At 72.7% G+C, this 22,548-nt stretch carries 29 protein-coding genes; 15 read left to right on the forward strand and 14 right to left on the reverse strand.

What is annotated here, in order from left to right; genetic code table 11:
* Nucleotides 1–191: 191 nt before the first annotated feature.
* Nucleotides 192–566, reverse strand: coding sequence for a YbjQ family protein (locus ACFYZL_RS26795; RefSeq protein WP_384581506.1), 375 nt, complete (start codon nt 564–566; stop codon nt 192–194).
* A gap of 305 nt (nt 567–871) precedes the next feature.
* Between ACFYZL_RS26795 and ACFYZL_RS26800 the strand changes: the two genes are divergently transcribed.
* Nucleotides 872–1,387, forward strand: coding sequence for a hypothetical protein (locus tag ACFYZL_RS26800; RefSeq protein WP_384753967.1), 516 nt, complete (start codon nt 872–874; stop codon nt 1,385–1,387).
* Nucleotides 1,388–1,402: 15 nt separating this feature from the next.
* Here ACFYZL_RS26800 and ACFYZL_RS26805 read toward each other — a convergent pair whose 3' ends face one another.
* The 6 genes from ACFYZL_RS26805 to ACFYZL_RS26830 are packed head-to-tail and all read right to left on the reverse strand — an operon-like array spanning nt 1,403 to nt 6,159.
* The gene (locus tag ACFYZL_RS26805) at nt 1,403–1,756 is read right to left on the reverse strand and encodes an NTP pyrophosphohydrolase (protein ID WP_384753964.1); all 354 of its coding nucleotides are present in this window, start codon (nt 1,754–1,756) and stop codon (nt 1,403–1,405) included.
* A gap of 24 nt (nt 1,757–1,780) precedes the next feature.
* Nucleotides 1,781–2,782, reverse strand: coding sequence for an AAA family ATPase (locus tag ACFYZL_RS26810; RefSeq protein WP_384753961.1), 1,002 nt, complete (start codon nt 2,780–2,782; stop codon nt 1,781–1,783).
* A gap of 3 nt (nt 2,783–2,785) precedes the next feature.
* A complete protein-coding gene (locus ACFYZL_RS26815; RefSeq protein WP_388682445.1) occupies nt 2,786–3,994 on the reverse strand; it encodes an RNA ligase in 1,209 nt (402 codons plus the stop codon).
* A gap of 57 nt (nt 3,995–4,051) precedes the next feature.
* A complete protein-coding gene (locus tag ACFYZL_RS26820) occupies nt 4,052–4,738 on the reverse strand; it encodes an epimerase (protein WP_384753956.1) in 687 nt (228 codons plus the stop codon).
* A 20-nt stretch (nt 4,739–4,758) separates the two neighbouring features.
* Nucleotides 4,759–5,193, reverse strand: coding sequence for a VOC family protein (locus tag ACFYZL_RS26825; RefSeq protein WP_384753953.1), 435 nt, complete (start codon nt 5,191–5,193; stop codon nt 4,759–4,761).
* Between the two features lie 9 nt (nt 5,194–5,202).
* Nucleotides 5,203–6,159, reverse strand: coding sequence for a hypothetical protein (locus tag ACFYZL_RS26830; RefSeq protein WP_384753950.1), 957 nt, complete (start codon nt 6,157–6,159; stop codon nt 5,203–5,205).
* A gap of 358 nt (nt 6,160–6,517) precedes the next feature.
* On the opposite strand from ACFYZL_RS26830, the gene ACFYZL_RS26835 reads away from it, so the two are divergent.
* The gene (locus ACFYZL_RS26835; RefSeq protein ID WP_384753948.1) at nt 6,518–7,096 is read left to right on the forward strand and encodes a YdeI family protein; all 579 of its coding nucleotides are present in this window, start codon (nt 6,518–6,520) and stop codon (nt 7,094–7,096) included.
* Between the two features lie 134 nt (nt 7,097–7,230).
* Here the strand turns inward: ACFYZL_RS26835 and ACFYZL_RS26840 are convergent, their stop codons facing one another.
* Nucleotides 7,231–7,677, reverse strand: a complete 447-nt coding sequence (locus tag ACFYZL_RS26840; protein ID WP_384753945.1) for a DUF5997 family protein — start codon at nt 7,675–7,677, stop codon at nt 7,231–7,233.
* Nucleotides 7,678–7,715: 38 nt separating this feature from the next.
* Between ACFYZL_RS26840 and ACFYZL_RS26845 the strand changes: the two genes are divergently transcribed.
* The 3 genes from ACFYZL_RS26845 (at nt 7,716) to ACFYZL_RS26855 (ending at nt 10,167) form a co-directional block, all read left to right on the forward strand.
* Nucleotides 7,716–8,513: a LysR family substrate-binding domain-containing protein gene (locus ACFYZL_RS26845; RefSeq protein WP_388682449.1), complete on the forward strand. Its 798-nt coding sequence runs from the start codon at nt 7,716–7,718 to the stop codon at nt 8,511–8,513.
* 105 nt (nt 8,514–8,618) lie between these two features.
* Nucleotides 8,619–9,776 carry a PP2C family protein-serine/threonine phosphatase gene (locus ACFYZL_RS26850; RefSeq protein ID WP_388682451.1) on the forward strand — a complete coding sequence of 386 codons (1,158 nt, stop codon included), beginning with the start codon at nt 8,619–8,621 and terminating at the stop codon, nt 9,774–9,776.
* Between the two features lie 19 nt (nt 9,777–9,795).
* On the forward strand, nt 9,796–10,167 hold the full coding sequence (locus tag ACFYZL_RS26855) for a VOC family protein (protein WP_384753937.1): 372 nt from the start codon (nt 9,796–9,798) through the stop codon (nt 10,165–10,167).
* On the opposite strand, the gene ACFYZL_RS26860 is transcribed toward ACFYZL_RS26855, so the two are convergent.
* Both ACFYZL_RS26860 and ACFYZL_RS26865 read right to left on the reverse strand, forming a co-directional pair.
* Nucleotides 10,158–10,346, reverse strand: a complete 189-nt coding sequence (locus ACFYZL_RS26860; RefSeq protein ID WP_388682453.1) for a hypothetical protein — start codon at nt 10,344–10,346, stop codon at nt 10,158–10,160. The genes ACFYZL_RS26855 and ACFYZL_RS26860 overlap by 10 nt on opposite strands.
* Before the next feature lie 85 nt (nt 10,347–10,431).
* Nucleotides 10,432–11,064, reverse strand: coding sequence for a hypothetical protein (locus ACFYZL_RS26865; RefSeq protein WP_388682455.1), 633 nt, complete (start codon nt 11,062–11,064; stop codon nt 10,432–10,434).
* Nucleotides 11,065–11,291: 227 nt separating this feature from the next.
* On the opposite strand from ACFYZL_RS26865, the gene ACFYZL_RS26870 reads away from it, so the two are divergent.
* Complete coding sequence (locus ACFYZL_RS26870; RefSeq protein ID WP_388682457.1) at nt 11,292–12,779, forward strand: cellulose binding domain-containing protein; 1,488 nt, start codon at nt 11,292–11,294, stop codon at nt 12,777–12,779.
* Nucleotides 12,780–12,997: 218 nt separating this feature from the next.
* On the opposite strand, the gene ACFYZL_RS26875 is transcribed toward ACFYZL_RS26870, so the two are convergent.
* Complete coding sequence (locus tag ACFYZL_RS26875; protein ID WP_388682459.1) at nt 12,998–13,132, reverse strand: hypothetical protein; 135 nt, start codon at nt 13,130–13,132, stop codon at nt 12,998–13,000.
* Between the two features lie 42 nt (nt 13,133–13,174).
* Nucleotides 13,175–13,846 carry an HAD family hydrolase gene (locus tag ACFYZL_RS26880; protein ID WP_384753928.1) on the reverse strand — a complete coding sequence of 224 codons (672 nt, stop codon included), beginning with the start codon at nt 13,844–13,846 and terminating at the stop codon, nt 13,175–13,177.
* A gap of 178 nt (nt 13,847–14,024) precedes the next feature.
* Between ACFYZL_RS26880 and ACFYZL_RS26885 the strand changes: the two genes are divergently transcribed.
* Nucleotides 14,025–14,438: an ATP-binding protein gene (locus ACFYZL_RS26885; RefSeq protein WP_384753925.1), complete on the forward strand. Its 414-nt coding sequence runs from the start codon at nt 14,025–14,027 to the stop codon at nt 14,436–14,438.
* 134 nt (nt 14,439–14,572) lie between these two features.
* Complete coding sequence (locus tag ACFYZL_RS26890) at nt 14,573–15,361, forward strand: carbonic anhydrase (protein ID WP_388682462.1); 789 nt, start codon at nt 14,573–14,575, stop codon at nt 15,359–15,361.
* Nucleotides 15,362–15,428: 67 nt separating this feature from the next.
* Here the strand turns inward: ACFYZL_RS26890 and ACFYZL_RS26895 are convergent, their stop codons facing one another.
* Nucleotides 15,429–15,668, reverse strand: coding sequence for a chaplin (locus tag ACFYZL_RS26895; RefSeq protein ID WP_388682465.1), 240 nt, complete (start codon nt 15,666–15,668; stop codon nt 15,429–15,431).
* A 199-nt stretch (nt 15,669–15,867) separates the two neighbouring features.
* On the opposite strand from ACFYZL_RS26895, the gene ACFYZL_RS26900 reads away from it, so the two are divergent.
* Nucleotides 15,868–16,218 carry an ArsR/SmtB family transcription factor gene (locus ACFYZL_RS26900; protein WP_376658645.1) on the forward strand — a complete coding sequence of 117 codons (351 nt, stop codon included), beginning with the start codon at nt 15,868–15,870 and terminating at the stop codon, nt 16,216–16,218.
* Nucleotides 16,219–16,336: 118 nt separating this feature from the next.
* Nucleotides 16,337–17,773: an MFS transporter gene (locus ACFYZL_RS26905; protein ID WP_388682467.1), complete on the forward strand. Its 1,437-nt coding sequence runs from the start codon at nt 16,337–16,339 to the stop codon at nt 17,771–17,773.
* Here ACFYZL_RS26905 and ACFYZL_RS26910 read toward each other — a convergent pair.
* The gene (locus tag ACFYZL_RS26910; protein WP_384749395.1) at nt 17,770–18,429 is read right to left on the reverse strand and encodes a DUF1326 domain-containing protein; all 660 of its coding nucleotides are present in this window, start codon (nt 18,427–18,429) and stop codon (nt 17,770–17,772) included. The genes ACFYZL_RS26905 and ACFYZL_RS26910 overlap by 4 nt on opposite strands.
* Before the next feature lie 128 nt (nt 18,430–18,557).
* Between ACFYZL_RS26910 and ACFYZL_RS26915 the strand changes: the two genes are divergently transcribed.
* From ACFYZL_RS26915 to ACFYZL_RS26935, 5 genes are read left to right on the forward strand one after another with little or no spacing between them, the layout of a single operon-like run.
* Entirely contained in the window at nt 18,558–19,400 is an 843-nt protein-coding gene (locus ACFYZL_RS26915; RefSeq protein WP_388682470.1) for a DUF2182 domain-containing protein, read from the forward strand.
* A 13-nt stretch (nt 19,401–19,413) separates the two neighbouring features.
* Nucleotides 19,414–19,614 carry a DUF5988 family protein gene (locus ACFYZL_RS26920; protein ID WP_384749389.1) on the forward strand — a complete coding sequence of 67 codons (201 nt, stop codon included), beginning with the start codon at nt 19,414–19,416 and terminating at the stop codon, nt 19,612–19,614.
* Between the two features lie 53 nt (nt 19,615–19,667).
* Nucleotides 19,668–20,048, forward strand: a complete 381-nt coding sequence (locus ACFYZL_RS26925; protein WP_388682472.1) for a hypothetical protein — start codon at nt 19,668–19,670, stop codon at nt 20,046–20,048.
* Between the two features lie 51 nt (nt 20,049–20,099).
* Complete coding sequence (locus ACFYZL_RS26930) at nt 20,100–21,218, forward strand: PLP-dependent cysteine synthase family protein (RefSeq protein WP_388682475.1); 1,119 nt, start codon at nt 20,100–20,102, stop codon at nt 21,216–21,218.
* Nucleotides 21,218–22,528: an MFS transporter gene (locus ACFYZL_RS26935; RefSeq protein ID WP_388682477.1), complete on the forward strand. Its 1,311-nt coding sequence runs from the start codon at nt 21,218–21,220 to the stop codon at nt 22,526–22,528. Before ACFYZL_RS26930 ends, ACFYZL_RS26935 begins: the two co-directional genes overlap by 1 nt.
* The last annotated feature ends 20 nt before the right edge of the window (nt 22,529–22,548 follow it).

Genomic DNA, 22,548 nt, shown 5'->3' on the forward strand with positions numbered 1-22,548 from the left:
TTCCACCGTTCCCCGGGCTCCGCCCGGACCCGTCCTGGGGCTCCGCCCCAGACCCCGGTCCTCAAACGCCGGACGGGCTGGAATCGCCCGCCGGCTTCGGACCCCGCGCCTCAAACACCGGACGGGCTGAAATCGCCCGCCGGCTTCGGACCCCGCGCCTCAAACGCCGGCGAGGCTGGATGGCGGCGGCCTCAGGTGGAGGCGGGGACCAGGACCACGGCCGTCCCGTACGCGCACACCTCGGTCCCGACGTCCGCCGCGTCGGTGACGTCGAACCGCATCATCAGCACGGCGTTCGCGCCGCGCGCCTTCGCCTGTTCGATGAGCCGTGCCATGGCCTGGTTGCGCGTCTCCACGAGGGTCTTGGTGAGGCCCTTCAGCTCGCCGCCGATCATCGACTTCAGGCCGGCGCCGATCTGGCTGCCCAGGTGGCGGGAGCGCACGGTGAGGCCGAAGACCTCGCCGATGACCTGCTCGACCCGGTATCCGGGGACGTCGTTGGTGGTCACGACGAGGATGCCGGTCTCGTGCGCCCCGGGACCGCCGCCGTAGTCTTCGATTCCCATGGGACCCACTCTCGCCCGGCCCCCCGCCACCCGCATCCGGAAGCCCCGGGCGGTTGCGGGTCGGCCGGTGCGGGTGACCGTGCCGAACTCGCGGGCCGGGAGCACGCCCTGGAGGCGGCCGGCCGTCAGGGGGCGGGTACGGCCACGCACTCCGCTGTCCCGGATTGGGCATATCGGGCTAACCGGCGGTGTGCCACCGGAAGCCCCGGCGCCGTCCTCGCCATAGTCGTCCGTGGCAACCGCCCGGTTGCCGCCCCCTGCCGCGCTCTGCGGCCGGGCGGAAGTCTTCGTAGAGGAGCCGGCTCATGCTGAAGTCCACCAGGACCATCCTCGCCCTCACCGCCGGAAGCCTGGTGCTCGGCCTGGTGGGTGCGGGCACCGCGGTCGCGGAGGACGGCGGTTTCCGCGTCGCGGGCCACACCACGGGCAAGGTCGTCTCGAAGGGTCCGCTGAAGGTCCGGAGCAAGCCGACCACCCACTCGCGGGCCGTGGGCGAGGTGCACCCGCACAGCAAGGTCGAGATCCGGTGCAAGAAGCGCGGCGAGAGCGTCGACGGGAACAGCCTCTGGTACCGCCTCGCGGAGCGCGACGACAAGAAGGAGAACGGCGACTCCGAGCACGGGGACTGGCAGATCGGCAAGCCCGAGCACGCCAAGCCCGAGAACGGCAGGCCCGAGCACGCCAAGCCGGAGAACGGTCGCAAGGACCACACCGACTGGCAGCACGGCACCCGGCCGGACGACCGCAAGGCGTACGACGAGGAGCGCTGGGTCTCCGCCCGCTACGTCGAGAACCACGGCTGGGTGCAGTACTGCCGCTGAGCCGCCCGGCCCCGGTCAGTCCGGTGGGCGTACGGCGCGCGGCCCCACGCACCGCGCGCCGTGCGCACCCACGCGGGACCGCAGTTCGCGGTCGGCCGTGACCACCACGCAGTCCCGGTCCGCGTAGGCCTCCGCCAGCTCGACGATCCGGTCGTCGCCGCTGCCGGGTGCCGGGTCCACCCGTACCCCGGGCACGGACTCGACGCCCCGGGCCGCGCCTTCGACGACGAGGATGATCTCCTCGCCGGCGTCGCGCGCGGCCAACCGGTCGCGCAGCCGCTCGGCGGCGCCCCGCCGGTCCCGCCACCAGCCGTCCGGCACCGAGCCGACGACGTTGGCGGCGTCCACGATCAGCACGCTCTTCTCCACGCTCCGCGCTCCGTGCCCCGGCTCCTAGAAGTCGCCGTAGTTGACCTGCCAGGTGGGCAGGCCCATCCGGCGCCAGACCGCGACCACCCGGTCCCGGTCGTCGAGCGACACGCGTACCGCGTAGCGGTGGCGCACGTGCGCGTCGAACAGCTCCGACTTCACCACGTCGTCGCGCCGCTGGTCGCCCGACGCGCGCATCCACAGCTCGTCGTACGGGACTTCGTGGCGTGCGAGCCAGCGCTCGGTCTGCGGCCTGAACTCCTCGCTCCGCCCCGACAGCAGCACGATCGTGTCGCCGTCGGCCCGCCGGAAGGCGTCGAGGGCGTGCCGGACGGACTCGTTGAGCAGGTCGAGCTCGCAGCGCGTGAAGTCGTACGGGCCGCGGTCGCCGGTCAGCGCGAGGGTGCCGTCGATGTCGCACATCACGGCGGAGGGCAACGCCGGGTCGGGGACGTACTCGGTCACCGGGGGCACCGCGGCGCCGCCGGATCCGCCGTTCATCCACTCCGAGGTGAGCCGCCAGCCGCCCTTGCGGGCCTTCTCGTGCTTCTCGGCGAGTATGCGGATGATCTCCTCACCGACCTGGCGCTCCCGGCCGGCGTCCCGGCGCAGGCACTCCTCCAGCGGGACGTCGGTGAAGTCGTGCACGACGAAGGTCGCGAGACCGCCGACGGCCGCCTTGAGCCGCTTGGGGATGTGCTTGGTCAGGTGCGTGTTGTCGACGACCACGTCGAAGCCGCCGTCGACCGCGGCGCGCACGGCCGCGTCCTGGACCGCCAGGACCGTCTGCTCGTGCGCGAAGCTGCGGCCGCGTTCGGGGTCCGGCAGGTCGAGCATGCTGCGCAGGTCGTCGAGGTTGACGCGGCGCATGCGTCCGCCGGCCTCGGCCTGGAGGGCGCGCGCGGCCGTGGTCTTGCCGGAGGCCGGGAGACCGGTCATGACGTGCACGACGGGCAGCCGGTCCTCCTCGGCGGCGGGCAGCCCGGTCGCGGTGTCGTCGGCGGGTGCGGGTGTCTCCTCGGACACGGGTCAGTTCTCCTCGTCGTTCGTGAAGGGGTCGGAGGCCTCGGGGCGGACGAACCGCCAGACCACGAGGTCCGTGGCCTTGCCGTCCAGTCGCAGGAACATCGCGGCGCGGATCGCGCGGTCGGGCAGCTGCTTCACGGCGCGCGCGAACGCGCCCCGGTCCGCGGCCAGGTGCGCGAGTCCCGCGTACGCCTCGTCCACCGCGCGCTCGCGTCGCCCGGCCTCGTCCTCGAAGCGGGCGATCATCTCGCGCACCCAGGTGTCGAACTCGTCGGGCACCTGGTCCAGCAGCGCGTCGAGCGGCTTGCCGCCCGAGGCCTCGATCTCGGCGACCGTGCAACCGAGGCCCTGCGCGAGCTGCTTGGCGGGCAGGCCGGCGAACCGCTGGATGCCGTGGGCGCGCCAGATGTCCCGCTCGGTGACCTTGGTGAGCACCCGGTGGAGCCGTACGTACTCGGACAGCTTGGCCTTCGCCCGTACGCCGGACGCGAAGCGCAGGACGAAGCCCTCCGCTTCGATGCCGGTCGCCGCGGCGCCGCCGGGCAGGGTGTTGGAGGCGGTCAGCTCCATCAGCTCGTCGAGGGGCATGGCGGGCCACACGGTGACGACGGAGCCGATGCCCTCCCAGTGCGTCGCGGCCTCGGCGAGCGGGACCTCGACCCCGTCGGTGCCGAAGGCGGCGAGGAGGACGAGGTCGCGCCGGTCGCCGTAGTCGACGACGATGCGGTTGCCCGGGTAGAGGATCTCGGCGAGGTAGGTGACGCCCGGGCGCAGTGCCGAGGTGTCCTTGGTGTCGAGCCGGCGCTGGGCCCAGGAGGCCTGGGCGCTGATGAAGGAACCCTTGGAGGCGACGTGCCAGCGGCCCGCGTAGTGGAAGACCACGCCGAGGCTGCCGTCGACCTTGTCGTACACCTCGAACGGCTCGTCCGGCAGGGCGGACGCGTAGGGCCGTCCCGACTCGTGCTCGCTGACGTTGAAGAACTTCGGCAGCGGCAGCGCGACGATCGCGCCGGTGGTGTCGTCGGCGACGAGTCCGCGGCAGCGCGTGGTGACCTGGTTCCAGACGTGTTCGTACTGGGCCGTCCGCGTGTACGTGTAGATGGACAGCGGCAGTTCGGGGTGCGTCTTGCGGGTCACGTGGCCGGCCTCGATCGCGTGGTCGAGGGCCTGGGCGGGCAGCAGGTCGTGCAGAGTCAGGGTCTCCTGGCTCATGGGTTCCTCCCGGTTTGAGATGCGTCATTCTGACGCGCGGGAGGTTCTGCCCGGTACTTAATTATGCCTGGTCACGCCGGCGCCCAGCCGGTTGATGTCGGCGGGCCGCAGGACGTGCCCCGGGACCTCGGTACCGGGTGTGGCGACGGCGATCATCGCACGGCCCATCTCCTCGGAGCTGGTCACGAGGTTCGGCGCGACCCGGCGGAGCAGTCGGATCAGCGGGGCGGTGACGGCGTACAGGGTGCGGTAGAGCCGGGTCTTGGAGGGCACTCCGCGCACCGGCTGGACGATGCCGGGGCGGAACATGTAGGCACGGAAGGGGAGTTCCAGCAGGGCGTTCTCGGTGCGCCCCTTGACCCGGGCCCACATGAGCCGGCCCCGCTCGGTGCTGTCCGTCCCCTCGCCGGAGACGTAGACGAAGGTCATCCCGGGGTTGGCGGCGGCCAACGGCCGGGCCACGGCGAGCGTCAGGTCGTAGGTGACGCGCCGGTACGCCTCTTCCTTCATGCCGACGGAGGAGACGCCGAGGCAGAAGAAGCAGGCGTCGTACGCGGCCGGGTCGACGCCCGCGGCCGCGAGGTCCGAGGGGTCCTGCTGGACGCGCTCGCGGAGCTTGGGGTGACTGACACCGAGCGGGCTGCGGCCGATGGCGAGCACCTCCTCGACGGAGTCGTCTCGAAGGCACTCGCGCAGGACGCTCCGGCCGATCATTCCGGTCGCACCGAACAGGATGACGTTCACGGGACCAGGTTAGGACCGTGTCAGTGGGAGACGCAGAGTTCGTTGCCTTCGGGGTCGAGGAGTGTCGTCCACGCGGAGGGCCCCTGGCGGCCTTCGTGGAGGAGCTCGGCGCCCTTGGCGACGAGGCGTTCCACGACCGTCCGCGGATCGTCGTCGCCGGTACGGACGTCGAGGTGCACCCGGTTCTTGACCGTCTTGGGCTCGGGCACGTACTGGAAGAGCACCCGCGGCGCCCGCTCCAGTCCTTCGGGGTGCCGGATCCCGGCTCCGGCCTTCCAGACGAGGATGCCGCGGTGGGTGGTGGTGTCCTCCATGCTCGCGTGGCCGGCGGCGACCAGGCCGCGGATGAACTCCTCGTCGCTCTGCTCCACCTCCCAACCGAGGGCGTCGGCCCACCAGTCTGCGAGGGTGTGCGGATCGGCCGAGTCGATGGTCACTTGAAACGTGTACGCCATGTCGGAACCCTACCTCCGATCGGTCATGTGTTCGAGTCGACGACGTGTGGTGATCATGGCGGCGCAGGTCAGCACGCAAGCGCCCACCGCGATCCACAGGAGCACCTCGCCCAGCGGGCGCAGCCATGCGAGGCCCGCGGGTTCCGCCACGGCAAGGCAGGCGGTGGCCGTCATGCCGAGGGGGAAGACGGTGGACCAGCGCCGGATGTCGTAGCGGCGCCGGGGATGGCGCAGTTCGGCGCCGAGGAGGACCACGTACCAGGCCAGGGACAGCGCGAGCAGGATCAGGGTGACGGTGCGCAGGGTCGAGTGAGCGGCGCCGGTCCACACGGGTGACGCGGTCAGTTTGGAGCCGGCGAGGGCGGAGATCGACAGCGCCCCGCCCGCCACCCAGTGGTCTCCCGCGCCGCCCGCCACCTCGCGCAGGTCGAAGCGGAGCAGGGCCGCCACGTAGAGCACCAGCCCGAGCAGGAAGAGGGCGAGCGCCGCCCGGTCCAGCCATACGGGGGCTCCCGCGGCGGCGAGCGTCGCGGCGAGGACGGCGAGGCCCTGGGTGGCCACGCAGACGAGGAATCCCGCGCCCGGCACGCGGCGGCGCCGGTGCCGCAGGACGTGCAGCAGCAGCCCCGGCCACAGTGCGGCGGCCAGGACGAGCAGAGCGGCGGCCGCGGTCTGCCAACCGAGCAGGGAGAGGCGGGTGCCGAGCACGGTGGTGGCGGCCACGGCGGTGAGGGCGGCCGGGGTGTCGGCCTCCGCGCGGAACCGCCGGCGGTCGCCCAGCAGCCGGGTCGTGAAGTCGGCGGCCAGGACGAGCCACAGCACGGCCGCGACGACCAGCGCCACGAGCGACAGCGCCTCGTGGCCGGTCAGGTGCAGGCCGACGGAGAGGATGCCGGTGGCCATGACGGCGGCTCCCGCCGCCGGCGGGAGCCCGGCCCACCAGCCCCGGCCGGGAAAAGGGCTCACCCCTCCAGCGGACCCCACCCGCGGCCGGGTCGCCACTCCGGCGAATCCGCACGGACGGCCCGTCAAACCTTTTTGCACGGAAGATCAACAGACCGTGCGCGCGATGCACACTCCCGCTCGCGGGCCGCCCCTAGGCTCCTTCCAGGACGAGAGCCGCCGGTCCGTCACAGGGGTACGGATCGGCCGGTTCCGCGGATCGAAGCGCTGCCGCGGCGGCGGCCACGAGATCCGCACACGTCGCGAGCGCGGCCGAGCAGCCACGGGGATCGCAGTCACCGTGGCACCCGGCCGCGCTCGCCGTCTTCCGGGGTCGGCCATTCCCTCCGTACGACGGGTCCCGCAGCCGTAGCCTGACCGGATGGACGGTCTTGACGGAGTGGAGATCATCGCTTTCCCGGACGGCACGGCGTTCGAGAACTGGCTCTCCGGGAACCACGGGCGGCGTGAGGGCGTATGGGTCAAGGTGGCGAAGAAGAAGTCCGGCATCCCGACGGTCACCGACGACGAACTGGTCGACATCGGGCTCTGCTACGGCTGGATCTCCGGGCAGCGCCGCTCGCTCGACGAGCGGTACTACCTGCAGAAGTACGTGCCGCGCCGGCCCCGGAGCCTGTGGTCGCGGGTCAACGTCGACAAGGTCGCGGCACTGACGGCGGCCGGGCGAATGCGCGAACCCGGGCTGGCCGAGGTGCGCAGGGCGCAGGCGGACGGCCGGTGGACGGCAGCCTACGAGTCGCAGAGGACGGCGGACGTGCCACCCGACCTCGCGGCGGGGCTCGACGCGCGCCCCGAGGCGAAGCGGGCGTTCGAGGCGCTCGACAGGAGCGGGCGCTACCAGGTGATCCTGCCGCTGCTCCAGGCCCTCACGGCGGAGACCCGGCAGGCCCGGCTCGACCGTGCCCTGCGGCGGCTGACTGCGGGCGAGGGCCCGGGATGATCCGCGGGACGAAACGGCACGGCGCGGACTCGGCTCGACGTACGCCGTGAGGGGAGCCGTCGGGGAAAGCCGTCAGGCCCGGCCTCCCCGAGGGGAAACCGGGCCTGACGGGACGGGTCGGCGAGGACCGCGGATCAGGAGCGCGAACCGTCGGCCTGGTCGCCCTTCTGGGCTGCCTTCGCCGCCTTCTCGGCGTGCATCTCCTTGATGCGGACCGTCTCCTTGCGGACCTCGGCCTGCGTGGCGCGCTCGCGCTGCAGCCACTCGGGAGACTCCTGCTTCAGCTCTTCGATCTGCTCGGTGGTCAGGGCCTCGGTGACCCCGCCGCGGGCGAGTCCGGCGATGGACACGCCGAGCTTGGCCGCGACCACGGGGCGCGGGTGCGGGCCGTTGCGCCGCAGATCCTGAAGCCACTGGGGCGGGTCGGCCTGCAGCGCACTCAATTCACTGCGCGAGACGACACCCTCCCGGAACTCTGCGGGGGTGGCCTCGAGGTACACGCCCAGCTTCTTCGCCGCGGTCGCGGGCTTCATCGTCTGGGTGTTCTGGTGCGACGTCATGGTGTCAAGGGTATCGAGCATGTGCGCTACCTCCGACCACGACCGGTTAACCTGGCGGGGTGACAGGCTCGGAAGTACCCCATTCGTTCCGTCTCGCCTATGTACCGGGCGTGACCCCCACCAAGTGGGTACGGATCTGGAACGAGCGGCTGCCCGACGTTCCGCTGACCCTCGTCCAGGTGTCCCCCGCCGAGTCGTTCGGCGCGCTGCGCGGCGGCGACGCCGACGCGGGTCTCGTCCGGCTGCCGGTCGACCGTACGGATCTCAGTGCCATCCCGCTCTACACCGAGACCACCGTGGTCGTGATCCCCAAGGACCACCTCGTGGCGGCGGTCGAGGAGATCACCACGGCGGACCTCGCCGACGAGATCGTGCTGCACCCGCTCGACGACACCCTCGACTGGGAGAAGCTGCCCGGCCGCCCCGCGTTCGAGCGCCCCGCCACGACGGCGGACGCCATCGAACTGGTCGCCGCGGGCATCGGCGTGCTCGTCGTCCCGCAGTCCCTGGCCCGCCTCCACCACCGCAAGGACCTCACGTACCGGCCCGTCACGGACGCGCCCGAGTCGAGGGTCGCGCTGTCGTGGCAGCAGGAGGACACCACGCCCGATCTGGTCGAGGAGTTCATCGGGATCGTCCGCGGCCGTACGGTCAACAGCACGCGCGGCCGCGGCGGGCCGACGCCGCCCCAGCCGAAGGCGAAGCGGAAGCCGGCCGCGGCAGCGGGCGGGAAGTCCGGCGGCAGGTCGGGGAGCGCGGCCGGCGGCAAGACGGGCGGCAAGAACCCCCGCGGCGGTTCCGGCGGCGCCAAGGGCGGCAAGGCGACCCCCAAGCGCGGGAAGCCGCGCAGCCGCTAGCAGCAACGCCGGGCGGGCCGCGTCCGCGATCCCCTGGGGCGACAAGCAGCGTCCCGACGGCCTCGCGTGGCGGATCCGGGCGGCCCGGCGGTGTATGCAGGTGGGATGGATCTTCGGCCGCCGGGCACGCCTCGGCAACGGTCCGAGCGCGTGCGGCACGCACAGCTCGCGGTTCCGTTCCTCCTGATCGCCGCCGTGACCGTGGTCGACATCCTGGCCCCGCCCGACGTCCACCTCGGCCCGTTCCTGGTCGCCGCCCCCGCCCTGACGGCGTCGTTCCGCGGCCCCCGGATGACGGCGTTCGTCGGCCTGGTCGCCGTGATCGCGCAGGTGGTGGTCTCGGCGGTCCGCACCACGCTCACCGACCTGAACCACACGTTCCAGACCATCGCCCTGATCATGATCTCGGTGTTCGTGACCCTCTTCGCCTACCTGCGCGAGGAGCACGAGAAGGAACTGATGCAGCTGCGCTCGGTGGCCGAGACCGCCCAGCAGGTGGTCCTGCGGCCGCTGCGCGACCGGATCGGCCCGCTGCGCGTCGCCTCCGTCTACCTCGCCGCCGCCGCCGAGGCCCGGATCGGCGGCGACCTGTACGCCGCCGCCCGCACGGCCACGAGCACGCGCCTGATCATCGGTGACGTCCGCGGCAAGGGCCTGGACGCGGTCGGGGAGGCCGCTCTGGTCCTCGGCGCCTTCCGGGCGGCCGCGCACCAAGAGGCCGATCTGCGGCGGCTGGTGGACTACCTGGAGGGGGCGGTCGCCCCGGACCTGTACGACAGCACGGCCCTGGACGACGACGAGGACGAGGGCGCGGGTCCGAGAACGGGCGAGGACGAGGGCTTCACGACGGCGGCCGTCCTGGACGTCCCGGACGACGAACCGGTGCTGCACCTCGTGAGCTGTGGCCATCCGCCACCGCTGCTCCTGCTGCGCGACGGCCGGGCCGTGCCCCTGGAAGTCGCCCGGCCCTCCCCGCCACTCGGCCTCGCCGGGCTCGTGGACGGCCCGGTCGCCGCGCAGACCTTCTCCTTCGAGCCGGGTGACGTCCTGCTCCTGTACACGGACGGCGTGCTGGAGGCCCGCGACCGGGCGGGGGACTTCTACCCCCTCACCGAGCGGGTGGCCGCCTTGAGCGGCCTCCGGCCCCAGGCCGTCCTGGACCGCCTCTGCGCCGACCTGCTCGCCCACGTGGTCGGCAGCACCCTCGGCGACGACGCCGCGATGGTCGCGATCGAGCGGCTCGACCGTCCCCGGCGTCCGTAGCGTTTGCCAGAATCGGATCATGCTGACCATCGGAACGATCGTCATGGGCGCCGAGGACGTACGGCGCGCCGCGGAATTCTGGGGCCGGGCGCTGGGGTACGTACCGCGCGACGGCGAGGTGGACGAGGACTGGACCGTCCTGGTGCCCGCCGACGGGGGCGGGCCGGACCTGGCGCTCGGGCGGAGCGTGACGCCCGTACAGGAGCGGCCGCGCGTCCACCTCGACCTGTACGCGGCGGACGCGGCGGAGCAGGCGGCGGAGGTGGAGCGGCTGGTCGGGCTGGGTGCCTCGCACGTCGACTGGGACTCCTATCCGCAGGACCCCGATTTCGTGGTGCTGGCCGACCCCGAGGGGAACCGCTTCTGCGTCATCGACGCCACTCACGGCTGAGGGGACTCCGGGCCGGCCGGACGGTCGCCCTGGCAGCCGACTCGGTCGTGCCCTCCGTAACCGGTCTTGTCCGTGACGAGCAGGGAAGCCTCCTGCTCATCCACCCTGCGCTTGGGGTCGCTCAGCAATTGTGCGACCTGATCGGTCAATCCGCCCTCGGGGTTGAACCTGTCGAACATTGCGGCATGAGGCTTGTCGCCTTGCTCGGGTGGGATGCCGTGGACATCCCAGAGGCGACTCGTCTGCAGGTGCCAAAACGGATACTCAGGGGTCACGGAAGACTCGGGAAGGCCGAACTCGGCGAGTTAGCCCACCCGCCTCATCCCGAAACTGCCGCCAGGGCGCAACGTGAGGCTTTCCGGTGACCACCCTGGAGATACCCCACAGCAGAGCCAACGGCTTGTGTCTGCTTTGACGCCCATTTCTCTGGTGGACCTTGAGGCTCCGGAGCTTCGCCATGAGCGTGTTCGCCGTCAGTTCTTCCAACGGCCCCGTTACCGCGATGGAGGCTGCGGCGGCCTCGTCCGCCTTGCGGGGCGCAGGAAAGAGCACCAGCGGCTTACGGTCGCTCTCGGCAATGGAACGGTCCCAGGTCCTGCCGTCGGCACGAGGGGCGGCCTGCCGCCGCACCGTGTGGTCGCCCCTGTGGTCTCCGAAGTAGCGCACGCGACCGTTGTCCAGGTCGAACACGTCGTGCCAGGGAGTCTCATCCGTTCCTGCCTTCCACGGGCTGGAACGGATGAGGACGGCCGGACGCCGGCGCTCTCCGATCTCGCCAGGTTCTAGCTGGAGGAGCCCGAATTCCCCCACAACGCTGCGGTCATACTCCAGCGGCGGGGGCGGGGCAGGGACGGGGACGGGGACGGGGACGGGCGAGATTTCAAAGCGGATGCCCATTAACCGAGTTGCCGCACGCCGGGGCGCGCACCGGGCTCGGCCGGGTGTCAGGTGCCGCAGGCCTTGCCCTGCCGTCCGACGTGCGCCACCTGAGCCCCTCCCTATGCCTGCCTTAAGCGGAACCTAAGCCTCGAAGGCGTCGCCCCCAAACGGACGAATGTCCGTTTCGGGGCGGCTAGCGTGCTGCCGCATCCCCAACTCCCCGGTAACACGAAGGCAGGCACGCGATGGGCAGCACAGTCGGGCACCGGCGCAGGACGAGTCGTACGGCGAAGGTCACGGGAGCGGTGCTCACGGCGGCGGTGATCGGCGGGGCGGTGTTCGCGTTCACCGGGACCGCGCAGGCCAGTTCCGTCGGCGCCGTGTACACGAAGTCGAGCTCGTGGAGCGGCGGTTACACCGGTCAGTACGTCATCACCAACAACACCGGCCAGGCGCAGACGGATTGGACCCTCCAGTTCGACCTCCCCGACGGCACGAAGATCGACTCGCTCTGGAACGGCACCCACACGGTCGAGGGACGTCGCGTCACCGTGAAGCCCGCGGGCTGGAACCGGGAGTTGGCGGCGGGTGCCTCCGTCACCGTCGGCTTCGTCGCGAGCGGCGCCGGCGCCCCGGGGGACCCGACGCGCTGCCTGATCAACGGGCTGAAGTGCTCGGTCGACCAGGGCGCGACGGCGCAGCCCAGCGGACGTCCCACCACCCGGCCCACCGCGACAGCGACCTCGACTCCCACCGCGCCCGCGCCCACCGCGTCGTCCACGCCGACGAAGACCACGGCTCCCACCACCCCTCCGCCCACCACCGGTGGAGGCAGCGGCGCCGGAGCCCGCTTCGCGCCGTACGTGGACACCTCGCTCTACCCCGCCTACGACCTGCTGGACACGGCGGCGAAGACGGGCGTGAAGGAGTTCCACCTCGCCTTCATCACCTCGGGCGGCGGCTGCGCGCCGCTGTGGGGCGGGGTCACGGACCTCGCGAGCGACCGGGTGGCCTCGCAGATCGGCGCGCTGCGCGCGAAGGGCGGGGACGTCCGGGTCTCCTTCGGCGGAGCCGCCGGGCGCGAACTGGCCCTGAACTGCGGCACCGTCGACGAACTGGCCGCCGCCTACGGGAAGGTCGTCGACCAGTACCGGCTCACGAAGGTCGACTTCGACATCGAGGGCGCGGCCCTGCCGGACACGGCGGCCAACGCCCGCCGCGCCCAGGCGATCGCGCGCCTGCAGAAGTCCCACCCGGGCCTGGACGTGGCGTTCACCCTCCCGGTGATGCCCGAAGGCCTGACCCAGCCGGGTGTCGCGCTGCTGGCCGACGCGAAGAAGAACGGCGTGCGCGTCGACGGGGTCAACATCATGGCGATGGACTACGGGCCGGCGTACGGCGGGGACATGGGCCAGTACGCCGTACAGGCCGCGACCGCGACGCAGGCGCAGATCAAGGGGGTCCTGGGCCTGTCGGACGCGGCGGCGTGGAAGGCGCTGGCCGTCACCCCGATGATCGGCGTGAACGACGTCGCGAGCGAGGTCTTCACCGTCGCGGACGCGACGCAACTGGTGGACTTCGCCGCGTCGAAGGGCGTCGGTCGCCTGGCGATGTGGTCCGCGACCCGCGACAAGCAGTGCGCCTCGGGCGCGGTGTCGTACGCGGACGCCACGTGCAGCTCGATCCTCCAGCAGCCCCTGGCCTTCACCAAGGCCTTCGCCGCCCTCAAGTAGCCGGCGGCCATGCGCGAATGACCGCCCTCCGCCGGGCCGAGCCGACCCCCCTCCCGGTTCGGCCCGGCGGGCGAGCGAGCGAGTGCGTGCCTCACCCCTCGGCGGGCTCCAGCCTGGTGCACCTGGACACGGTTTCCACCGCGTCGAGCACCCGGCCCAGCACCAGGCCGCCCCGCACTCGCCCGCCGCCGCGAAGGCCCCGCGGGCCGAAGCGAGGATCACGGGCGCGCACGCCTCGCGACAGCCCGCTCCGCCGCCTTCGCGTCCTTCGCGCGCACGGCTCCCTCGAAGTCGCGGGCGGCGGCCGGGAAGTCGCCGACGGCGGCCGGGAACTTCTTCCTTCCGGGCGTCATCCGCACATGCCGCAGCACCGCGCGTTCGGGCGGATGCCCAGGTCAAGCAGTGCGGACGGGCTGCCCCGACCGGGCGACGAGACGCGGCAGCTCGCGCATGTCGTGGAACACGACCGTGCCCTCGCCTTCGAGTCGTTCGGCCGGGGTGAGGCCGCCCGCGTAGCCGAACGCGCGCATGCCCGCGGCCCGGGCGGCCTCTACGCCCGGGCGGCTGTCCTCGACCACCACGCAGGCCGCCGGGTCGACGCCCATCCGCCGGGCGGCGTACAGGAACAGGTCCGGGGCCGGCTTGCCGCGGGCGACTTCGGTCGCGCTGTGGATGCGGCCCGCGAAGCGTTCGTAGAGGCCGGTGCGGCCCAGGGTGTGGCGCATCTTGTCGTGGGAGCCGCTGGAGGCGACGCAGGTCGGCAGGGTGAGGGCGTCGAGCGCCTCGGGCAGTCCGTCGACCGGGGACAGGTCCTCGTCCACCGCCTCGCGGTGCAGTTCTTCGAACCGCTGCGCCCAGACCGCCGCCGTGTCCTCGCCGAGCCGCTCGGCTATCTGTTCGCGGATGGAGGCGTGGGAGCGTCCGATGAACCGGTCGACGACCTCCTGCTCGGTCAGCGGCCACCCCAGCTCCGCCCCGAGGGCCACCTGCACGCGTGCCGCTATGCGTTCACTGTCGACGAGCACCCCGTCGCAGTCGAATATCACCAGCTCAATGGGCGTGATCATTCCCGAAGGATAGGGCCGGTGACCCGGGGTGGCGTCTGCGCCACCGTCGGCTGCCGGCCGGGTGGGCGAGTCCGGGTCGGCCGAAATGCCGATGGGCGGGAGGGGTGGGGGCTGGGAAGCTGGTCGAGGGGGCCGGTTCCGATACCAACCGATTCCTCGCCGGACAGGAGCTGCACCCGTGCTCGTCCTCGACTCCTCACGTGCGGACACCGCACGAGCCCGCCGCGCCGCCGCCCTGTACCTGCGGGTCAGGTGCCCGTGGGTCGACGCGGACGACGTACTGCTCGTGGTCAGCGAACTGCTCGGGAACGCGGTGCGGCACACCGACGACGGCCGGTGGCGGCTGCGGATGAGCTGCCCGTCCGAGTCCCTGGTCGTCGAGGTGTACGACCACAGCAGCGTCCGGCCCGTGCCGCGCGCCGGAGACCCCGACAACGGCGGCGGCTTCGGCTGGGGCATCGCCGAACAGCTGACCTCCTCGCTCACCGTACGGCTCCATGGCGTCGGCAAGTCCGTGCAGGCGGTCTGGTCCGCCGCGGGGGTCGCGCGGGACGGCGAATCGGCTTCCTCAACACCCCTTCTCGCAGCGTGACTTGGGGGCGCCGCACCGCCGGCGGGACCACATGCTGAGAGGATCCCGACCTCATCCGGCCCACAGCGAGCGGTTTGCGCCATTGTGGCCGGTAGATCAACTGAACGCGGCAAAAGGCGGGTTACCGTCCCGCCATGTCTTCGAACATACGAACTGTCGCCGCCGTCAACCCAGCCCTCGGCCCCGGCCCCGCATCCGCATCCGCCCCCAGTCGCCGCACCCTGCTGCGCAGCGCCGTTGCGGGCTCGGCGCTCGCCGGAGCGGGCCTGGCCTTCGGTACGGCCTCCCCCGCCTCCGCGGCGTCCGCCGCCTCGCGGGAGGCCGAGAGCACCCAGCGGATCACCACTCCCGCCCAGGCGCTGCGCCGGCTGGCGGCGGGCAACGAGCGCTGGCGCACGCTGCGCCAGGAACACCCCCACGAGTCCGCGTACTTGCGCCGCCGGCTGGTCGACGGTCAGCAGCCGTTCGCGATCGTGCTGGGCTGCGTCGACTCCCGGGTCCCGCCGGAGCTGGTCTTCGACCAGGGGCTCGGCGACCTCCTGACGGTGCGCTCGGCCGGCGAGGTTCTGGACGAAGCGGTGCTCGGCAGCGTCGCGTACGGCGTCCTGGAACTGCACATCCCCCTGATCGTGGTCCTGGCCCACCAGTCCTGCGGGGCCGTGGCCGCCGCCGTCCACGCCGACGAGACCGGTCAGCCGCTCCCGGCGCACATCCAGTACCTGGCCGATCAGATACGGCCGTCCATCGATCACGGCCAGAGCGGGCCCGCCCGCATCGACGCCACGATCAACGCGAACGTACGGAACGTGCGGACCAGGCTGGCGACCGAGCCCGACATCGCCGCGAAGGTGGCCTCGGGGCAACTGGCCGTGGTCGCCGCCCGCTACGACCTGCGCGACCAGCGCGTCCGCACCCTGTCCTGAACCGGACGAACGGCTCGCCCCGGCCGTGGCGCGGGCCGGGGCGAGCCGTGGGTCGTGACGGTGTGCGTCAGGCGTTGACGCAGGTGTTGGCACCGGCCGGGTTGAGGGCGCCGACCAGGTTCACGCTGTTGCCGCAGATGTTGATCGGGATGTGGATCGGAACCTGGACCAGGTTGCCCGACAGCACGCCCGGCGAGCCCACTGCGAGGCCCTCGGCGGTGGCGTCGGCCGAGGACACGGAGGCACCGCCGATGACCACGAGACCGGCCGCCAGGGCAAGACCCGCGCTCTTCCACATACGCAACATGTGACATCTCCTCGCAACGACACGGCGGAGCCGGAGCACCGCACGGCCCCGAGCGGGGCCATCCCCCGTTCCTTCGGCAGCCGGCGGCCCCGAACCCCGGCCCGAGCCGCCCGGTTCCCTCGAAGAGGTGGCCGCCCCGCCTCCGTTCGGAGGCATGGGAGGCATGAGACACCGCCGCCCGCGCCCGTACCATGTGCGCATGAGTGAGGGCATGCACCTGGCAGGTGCGCGGGATGCGCAGCGGCAGGGCGCCCGCCTGGAGACGGCCGCGTCCGTGCTGGCCCTGCTCTCCGACCGCACCCGGCTGGCGCTCCTCGACGAGCTCGGCCGGGGCGAGGCCGACGTCACCACCCTCACGGAGGCGTGCGGCGCGGCCCGGCCCTCCGTCAGCCAGCACCTCGCGAAGCTGCGGCTCGCCGGCCTGGTCACCGCCCGCAAGGACGGGCGGCGCGTCGTGTACGCGCTGCGCCACGGACATCTGCGGCGGCTGGTGGACGAGGCCCTGAACGTGGCGGACCACCAACTCGACTCCCTGCCCCCGCACGACTGAGGGCCCGCCGTTCCGGGCCGGCCCCGCCCAGCCCCCCTCAATACGTGCATGAGTGCGCACACGTTGGCTACGATGGTCGTCCCTCCCAGTGACCCGCCGACCGGGAACGGGGCCGCCGATGCTCTCCGTATGGCACAACCGCACCTACCGCCGCCTGTTCACCGCCCACGCCGTCGCCCTCACCGGCACCGGGCTCGCGACCGTCGCACTGAGCCTGCTCGCCCACGACCTGGCCGGGGACCGGGCCTCGGCGGTGCTCGGGACCGCGCTGGCGATCAAGATGATCGCGTACGTCGCCATCGCCCCCGTGGCCTGCGCCGCCGCCCGCCGGATCCCCCGCCGGACCCTGCTGGTGGCCACCGACGTGCTGCGCGCGGCGGTCGCGGTCGCCCTGCCGTTCGTGACCGAGATCTGGCAGGTGTACGTCCTGGTCTTCCTCCTCCAGTCGGCGTCGGCGGCGTTCACGCCCGCCTTCCAGGCCACCGTCCCCGCCCTCTTCCCAGCCGAGCGCGACTACACCCGGGCCCTGTCGACCATCCGGCTCGCCTACGACCTGGAGAGCCTGTTCAGCCCCGCACTGGCCGCGGCCCTGCTCACCCTGGTCTCCTACGACTGGCTGTTCGCCGGCACGGTGCTCGGCTTCCTGGCCTCGGCCGCCCTCATCCTGTCCACCGCCGTTCCCGGTCCCGGCCCGGACACGGGCCCGGAGCCCGGTTCGGACGCCGGTCCGGCCGGGCAGGCCGCCGCGGTCCGCGGCCGGGCCTCGTACGGAGTCCGCCTGTTCCTGGCCGTCCCCCGGCTGCGGGGCCTGCTCGCCCTGGACCTCGCGGTCGCCGCCGCCGGGGCGATCGTCTTCGTGGACACCGTCGTCCTGGTCCGGGACCACCTCGGCCGGCCCGCGAGCGCCGTCTCCCTGGCCTTGGGCGCGTACGGCGCGGGCTCCATGGTCACGGCGCTGCTCCTGCCCCGCCTGCTGCGCCGCTTCGCCGACCGCGCCGTGATGCTGCCGGCCGCCTTCACCCTGCCCGTGGTGCTGGCGGGGGTCGGCGTGCTCACCTCCGTCGCCCCCGGCTCCTGGTCCTGGCCCGCTCTGCTCGCCGCATGGGCCGCCGTCGGCGCCGCCTGCTCGGCCGTCCTGACCCCGGGCGGGCGCGTGATCCGCGACTGCACCGCGGACGCCGACCTGCCCGCCGCGTTCGCCGCCCAGTTCTCGCTGTCCCACGGCTGCTGGCTGCTCACCTACCCGCTCGCCGGATGGCTCGCCGCGGGCGCGGGACTGCCCGTCACCGCGGCCGTGCTCGCCGTGCTCTCCCTGGGCGCGGCCACCACCGCACTGCTCATCGGACGGACGGCGTCCGCCTGGCCGGCCGCCGTCCGTCAGCCCGCCTGGGTAGTCTCTTTCGGATCTTGCCGGTCAGGCCCGCGTCGTCCGGTGCCGTGCATCGGTGCCTTGGCGGGGCGCCCTTGTACTGGACGTACTCGGGCGCTCCGCCAAGGCGGCGAGGTGCGGTGCCGGGCGGCGCGGGCCAGGCAAGATCCGGAAGAGACGGCCTAGGCGTCCGGGCCGCTCCAGTCGAAGGGGATGTGCTTGCTGGACTGCCCCTCGCGGTGCCAGCGGAAGCCGAACGCGTCGACCCGGTCCGCCGTCGCCCGGCCCCAGGTCACGACCTGGCCCGGCCCGGTCTCGGAACCCGGCATGTTCATCGACTGGACGCGTGCGCCCTCCGGTGTCGTCGGCCCCGTGAGCGCCTCGGCCCGGGCCTCCACCCGGCCCGGGACCGCTGCCCGCCAGCTGCCGAGGTCCGCGTCGACCTCGATCTCGATCGGGGCGAAGTCCATGCCCCGCATCTCGGGTCCGAGCGTGCTCACCAGTTGCGCGGGCCAGCCGCCCGCCTGCCCGCCGAAGATCATCTGAAGGGCCGTGCGCTGTGCCTCGTCCGCGCGCTCGTCGAAGAAGACGGCCGCGTACGCGTCGGAGTGCTCGCCCCACAGGTTGCCCTCGAACGAGCCGAGCAACAGCACGTTGAGCCCGTCGAGCGCCACGTCGCCGTAGCTGCCCTCGTCGACGTGCCAGGCGAGCACGCCGTCGCAGGCGTCGAAGGTGGGTGGCTGCGCGAAGTTGCAGGGACAGGGGATGTTGCACCTGCACGTATCGAACCAGTCCCCTGCAACGTGCCATCTCGGAACGGTCGCCGTGGTCGTCTCGGACATGGTCCCGCCTCCTCGGGAGCCCCCGGAACCATTCTCCGCCCCTTACGGCGCGCAGACCAGGCCGGGCGGGCACCGACCGCGGTTCTGTGCTGTGCTGGAGGTGTCCTCGCGCGTTCGGGAGGAGTGCCATGCCGCACGTCCGACTGGCGCCGCCGGCCCCCACCGGGCCGGGCGTCCTGCTGCCGAAGCGCGAGCTGGCGGTCGCCTGGATCCTGCTGACCCTGCTCGCCGCACTGGCCTGGGCGCTGACCATCGCGCAGTCCCGCGAGATGGGTGCGGGGACGGGCACGATGGGCATGGAACCGGTCCCGTTCCTGGTGCTGTGGGTGGTCATGATGGCGGCGATGATGCTGCCCTCGGTGGCACCGGTGGCCCTGACCTGGGTCGCGGCGATCGGCCGTACGTCCGCGAACCCGGCGGTACGGGCCGTCCGGACCGCCGGATTCCTCATCGGCTACCTGCTCGCGTGGACGGCGTTCGGACTGGTGGCGTACGGGCTGCTCGCCATGACCGACCGGCTGATCGGCGCCGCACCTGGGGCGGGTCGATGGATCGGCGCGGGCGCCTTCCTGCTGGCGGCGGTCCAGCAGTTCGGGCCGCTCAAGTCGGTGTGCCTGCGGCACTGCCGCAGCCCGATGTTCCAGCTGCTGCGGTACTCCCGCTTCCGGCCCTGGGCCAAGGACCTGCGCGTGGGCGCGCACCACGGGGCGTACTGCGTCGGCTGCTGCTGGGGGCTGATGATCGTCCTGATTCCGCTCGGGGTGATGAACGTGGCCGCCATGGCGGGACTGGCCGCCGTGATCTTCCTGGAGAAGCTGTGGCGCCAGGGTCCGTGGCTCGCCTGGGCGGTCGGCGCCGCCTTCCTGGTCCTCGCGGTGCTCGCGCCGTTCCAGGAGTGGGTGCTCCCGGGCCTCCAGGCGTCGGATCCGTCCATGGACACGGACCGGATGCTGGGCTGGACACACTGGTGAGAGGAGTGGCGACATGGCGAACAAGGCAGTGCTGGAGGGTGGGCCGGACGACCTGCCCGAGCGGACCGTCCCCGCCCCCGCCCCCGGCGAAGACCTGAAGATCCCGCACCGCGGCGGCTACGAGCACTTCCGCGGCACCTCGCGCACCCAGGACGGCCCCGAGGGCAAGCAGGCCGTCTACGAGTGGTGGGAGCGCACCGAAATCGCCGAATGATGTTGACCGATTTGCAGACGGTCATCACGTGAGGGAGACGCTACGATCACGGCATGGTCACAGCCCGCACCCGCCCAGGCACGTCCTGGGTGCGCGGCGTTCTGCTGGCCGTCCTGACCGCGCTCCTCTTCGCGGCGTTCCACTGCTCCACCTATCCGCACGGCGACGGCGCCGGACACACCGCCTACACCGCCTCGGCCGGGCACGAGGAACCCGCCCACACCGAGCACGGTTCCGCCTGCGCCGCACCCGCGCTGACCCCGCAGGCCCAGGCCGGCGACCGGAGCACGGTGGCGCAGGACCTCGCGCTGCCCGTCGCCGGTGACGCACCGGCCACGACGGCGGGCCCCGCCGCGGCGCCCCGCGCCGCACTCTCTCCGATAGACCGATCGGGCCGCTCCACGCTGACCGCCGCGTGTCGATGGCGCGTATAGGCCGCTCCCGACGAGCGAGCACCTGACGCATCTTCGATTGAGAGCGGAAAAATGCATACATCGATCACCGACCCGTCCACCGTGACCCCCGTGACGCCCCCTGCCCGCACGGCGCTGTCCGGGCTCGTCGGCAACACCCCCCTGCTCCACGTCTCGGAGCCCCTCGCCCCGGCGGGGCGCGGCTTCTGGGCGAAGCTGGAGGGGTTCAACCCCGGCGGCATCAAGGACCGTCCCGGCCTGCACATGGTCGAACGCGCCCGCGCCCGAGGGGATCTGGAGCCGGGGGCCCGGATCATCGAGTCCACGAGCGGCACCCTCGGCCTGGGCCTCGCCCTGGCGGGCATGGTCTACGGCCATCCGGTCACCCTGGTCACCGACCCGGGGCTGGAGTCGTCGATGACCCGACTGCTGACCGCGTACGGGACCCAGGTCAACGTCGTGTCCGAACCGCACCCCACCGGCGGCTGGCAGCAGGCGCGCCGCGACCGCGTCGCCCGGCTGCTGGAGCGGAATCCCGGGTCGTGGTGCCCGGACCAGTACAACAACCCCGACAACACCACCGCGTACACCCCGCTGGCCCTGGAACTGGCCACCGGGATGGGCCACATCGACGTGCTGGTGTGCAGTGTCGGCACCGGCGGGCACTCGGCGGGCGTCTCCCGGATCCTGCGCCGGCTCTACCCCGGCCTGACGCTGGTGGGCGTGGACACCGTGGGGTCCACGATCTTCGGTCAACCCGCCCGGACCCGGCTGATGCGCGGCCTCGGGTCGAGCATCCACCCCCGCAACGTCGCCTACGAGCAGTTCTCCGAGGTGCACTGGGTGGCCCCGGCGGAAGCCGTGTGGGCCTGCCGCCGGCTCGCGGCCTCGCACTACGCCACGGGCGGCTGGAGCGTCGGCGCGGTCGCGCTCGTGGCCGGCTGGCTGGCCCGCACCCTGCCCGCGGACACCCGGATCGCCGCGGTCTTCCCCGACGGACCGCAGCGCTACCTGAGCACCGTGTACGACGACGACTACTGCGCGGCCCACGGGCTGCTCGACGGCCCCCCGGCCGCCGAACCGGACACGATCGGGCGGCTGGACGAGAAGGAGGTCACGCGCTGGACCCGCTGCGGCGCCGTGGTCGACCCGCTCACGCTCGGCACCGACGGCGCGGAGGCGCGGGCCTGATGGCGGGCACGATCGCACAGGTCCGTTCCCACGGGCGCAGCGTCCGACTGCTGATGGTCAACCAGTTCACCATCAACCTCGGGTTCTACATGCTCATGCCCTACCTGGCAGCCCACCTCGCGGGCCCGCTGGGGCTCGCGGGCTGGACCGTCGGACTGATCCTCGGCGTACGCAACTTCAGCCAGCAGGGCATGTTCCTGATCGGCGGGACCCTCGCCGACCGGTTCGGCTACAAGCCGATGATCATCGCCGGGTTGGTGCTGCGCACCGCCGGCTTCGCGACCCTCGGGCTGGTCGACTCCGTTCCCGCCCTGATCGGCGCCTCCGCCGCGACGGGGCTGGCCGGGGCACTGTTCAACCCGGCCACCCGCGCGTACCTGGCCCTGGAGGCGGGCGAGCGTCGGGTGGAGGCCTTCGCCCTGTTCAACGTCTTCTACCAGGCGGGCATCCTGCTGGGACCGCTGGTGGGCATGGTGCTGACGGGGGTCGACTTCCGCGTCACCTGCCTGGTCGCCGCCGGGATCTTCGCCGTGCTGGGCCTCGTGCAGATCAGGGCCCTGCCCGCGCGCAGGGGGGACGGCGCCGCGACCGCGGCGCCGGGCGGCGCCCGGCGCGAGAGCGTGCTCGGGCAGTGGCGCGGCATCCTCGCCAACCGTCCGTTCGTGCTCTTCTCCCTGGCCATGATCGGCTCGTACGTCCTGACCTTCCAGGTCTACCTGGCGCTGCCGCTGGAGGTCCGGCGCCTGGGCGGCGGGGGCACGGGCGGCACCGCGGCGGTGGCCGTGCTGTTCGCCGTGTCCGGGCTGAGCACGATCCTGTTCCAGACCCGGGTGACCGCCTGGTGCAAGGCCCGGATGGAGCCGGGCCGGGCGCTGGTCCTGGGGCTGCTGGCCATGGCGGTCGCCTTCCTGCCGCTGCTCGCCGCGACGGCGCTGCCGGTGCCGGGCGGCGGGGTGGGGCGGTGGCTGCTCGCCGCGGTGCCACCGGCGCTGGCCGCCCTGCTGCTCGCGCTGGGCACGATGATCGCGTACCCCTTCGAGATGGACACCATCGTCCGGCTCTCGGGCGACCGTCTGGTGGCGACGCACTACGGCCTCTACAACACCGTCTGCGGGGCCGGCATCGCGGTCGGCAATCTGCTCACGGGCGCGGCGCTGGACGCGGCCCGGGCCGCCGGCGTGTCCGCACTGCCGTGGCTCGCGCTGTCCGCCCTGGGCCTGGGGTGCGCCGCCGCCCTGTACGGGTTGCAGCGGACGGGTCGGCTCGCGGCGCCCGTCGTCGGCGCGAGGGCGCGGGGGGTGACCGTCTGACCTGAGCGCGCCTCACCCCT

Source organism: Streptomyces sp. NPDC001717 (assembly GCF_042892775.1).
Lineage (GTDB): Bacteria > Actinomycetota > Actinomycetes > Streptomycetales > Streptomycetaceae > Streptomyces.

What these genes read in the sequence shown, in the direction of transcription:
- ACFYZL_RS26795 (WP_384581506.1), bottom strand. Translation starts at nt 566, where the DNA reads ATGGGAATCGAAGACTACGGCGGCGGTCCCGGGGCGCACGAGACCGGC.
- ACFYZL_RS26800 (WP_384753967.1), top strand. Translation starts at nt 872, where the DNA reads ATGCTGAAGTCCACCAGGACCATCCTCGCCCTCACCGCCGGAAGCCTG.
- ACFYZL_RS26815 (WP_388682445.1), bottom strand. Translation starts at nt 3,994, where the DNA reads ATGAGCCAGGAGACCCTGACTCTGCACGACCTGCTGCCCGCCCAGGCC.
- ACFYZL_RS26825 (WP_384753953.1), bottom strand. Translation starts at nt 5,193, where the DNA reads ATGGCGTACACGTTTCAAGTGACCATCGACTCGGCCGATCCGCACACC.
- ACFYZL_RS26835 (WP_384753948.1), top strand. Translation starts at nt 6,518, where the DNA reads ATGGACGGTCTTGACGGAGTGGAGATCATCGCTTTCCCGGACGGCACG.
- ACFYZL_RS26840 (WP_384753945.1), bottom strand. Translation starts at nt 7,677, where the DNA reads ATGCTCGATACCCTTGACACCATGACGTCGCACCAGAACACCCAGACG.
- ACFYZL_RS26850 (WP_388682451.1), top strand. Translation starts at nt 8,619, where the DNA reads ATGGATCTTCGGCCGCCGGGCACGCCTCGGCAACGGTCCGAGCGCGTG.
- ACFYZL_RS26855 (WP_384753937.1), top strand. Translation starts at nt 9,796, where the DNA reads ATGCTGACCATCGGAACGATCGTCATGGGCGCCGAGGACGTACGGCGC.
- ACFYZL_RS26860 (WP_388682453.1), bottom strand. Translation starts at nt 10,346, where the DNA reads ATGTTCGACAGGTTCAACCCCGAGGGCGGATTGACCGATCAGGTCGCA.
- ACFYZL_RS26865 (WP_388682455.1), bottom strand. Translation starts at nt 11,064, where the DNA reads ATGGGCATCCGCTTTGAAATCTCGCCCGTCCCCGTCCCCGTCCCCGTC.
- ACFYZL_RS26870 (WP_388682457.1), top strand. Translation starts at nt 11,292, where the DNA reads ATGGGCAGCACAGTCGGGCACCGGCGCAGGACGAGTCGTACGGCGAAG.
- ACFYZL_RS26875 (WP_388682459.1), bottom strand. Translation starts at nt 13,132, where the DNA reads ATGACGCCCGGAAGGAAGAAGTTCCCGGCCGCCGTCGGCGACTTCCCG.
- ACFYZL_RS26880 (WP_384753928.1), bottom strand. Translation starts at nt 13,846, where the DNA reads ATGATCACGCCCATTGAGCTGGTGATATTCGACTGCGACGGGGTGCTC.
- ACFYZL_RS26890 (WP_388682462.1), top strand. Translation starts at nt 14,573, where the DNA reads ATGTCTTCGAACATACGAACTGTCGCCGCCGTCAACCCAGCCCTCGGC.
- ACFYZL_RS26895 (WP_388682465.1), bottom strand. Translation starts at nt 15,668, where the DNA reads ATGTTGCGTATGTGGAAGAGCGCGGGTCTTGCCCTGGCGGCCGGTCTC.
- ACFYZL_RS26900 (WP_376658645.1), top strand. Translation starts at nt 15,868, where the DNA reads ATGAGTGAGGGCATGCACCTGGCAGGTGCGCGGGATGCGCAGCGGCAG.
- ACFYZL_RS26905 (WP_388682467.1), top strand. Translation starts at nt 16,337, where the DNA reads ATGCTCTCCGTATGGCACAACCGCACCTACCGCCGCCTGTTCACCGCC.
- ACFYZL_RS26910 (WP_384749395.1), bottom strand. Translation starts at nt 18,429, where the DNA reads ATGTCCGAGACGACCACGGCGACCGTTCCGAGATGGCACGTTGCAGGG.
- ACFYZL_RS26915 (WP_388682470.1), top strand. Translation starts at nt 18,558, where the DNA reads ATGCCGCACGTCCGACTGGCGCCGCCGGCCCCCACCGGGCCGGGCGTC.
- ACFYZL_RS26920 (WP_384749389.1), top strand. Translation starts at nt 19,414, where the DNA reads ATGGCGAACAAGGCAGTGCTGGAGGGTGGGCCGGACGACCTGCCCGAG.
- ACFYZL_RS26925 (WP_388682472.1), top strand. Translation starts at nt 19,668, where the DNA reads ATGGTCACAGCCCGCACCCGCCCAGGCACGTCCTGGGTGCGCGGCGTT.
- ACFYZL_RS26930 (WP_388682475.1), top strand. Translation starts at nt 20,100, where the DNA reads ATGCATACATCGATCACCGACCCGTCCACCGTGACCCCCGTGACGCCC.
- ACFYZL_RS26935 (WP_388682477.1), top strand. Translation starts at nt 21,218, where the DNA reads ATGGCGGGCACGATCGCACAGGTCCGTTCCCACGGGCGCAGCGTCCGA.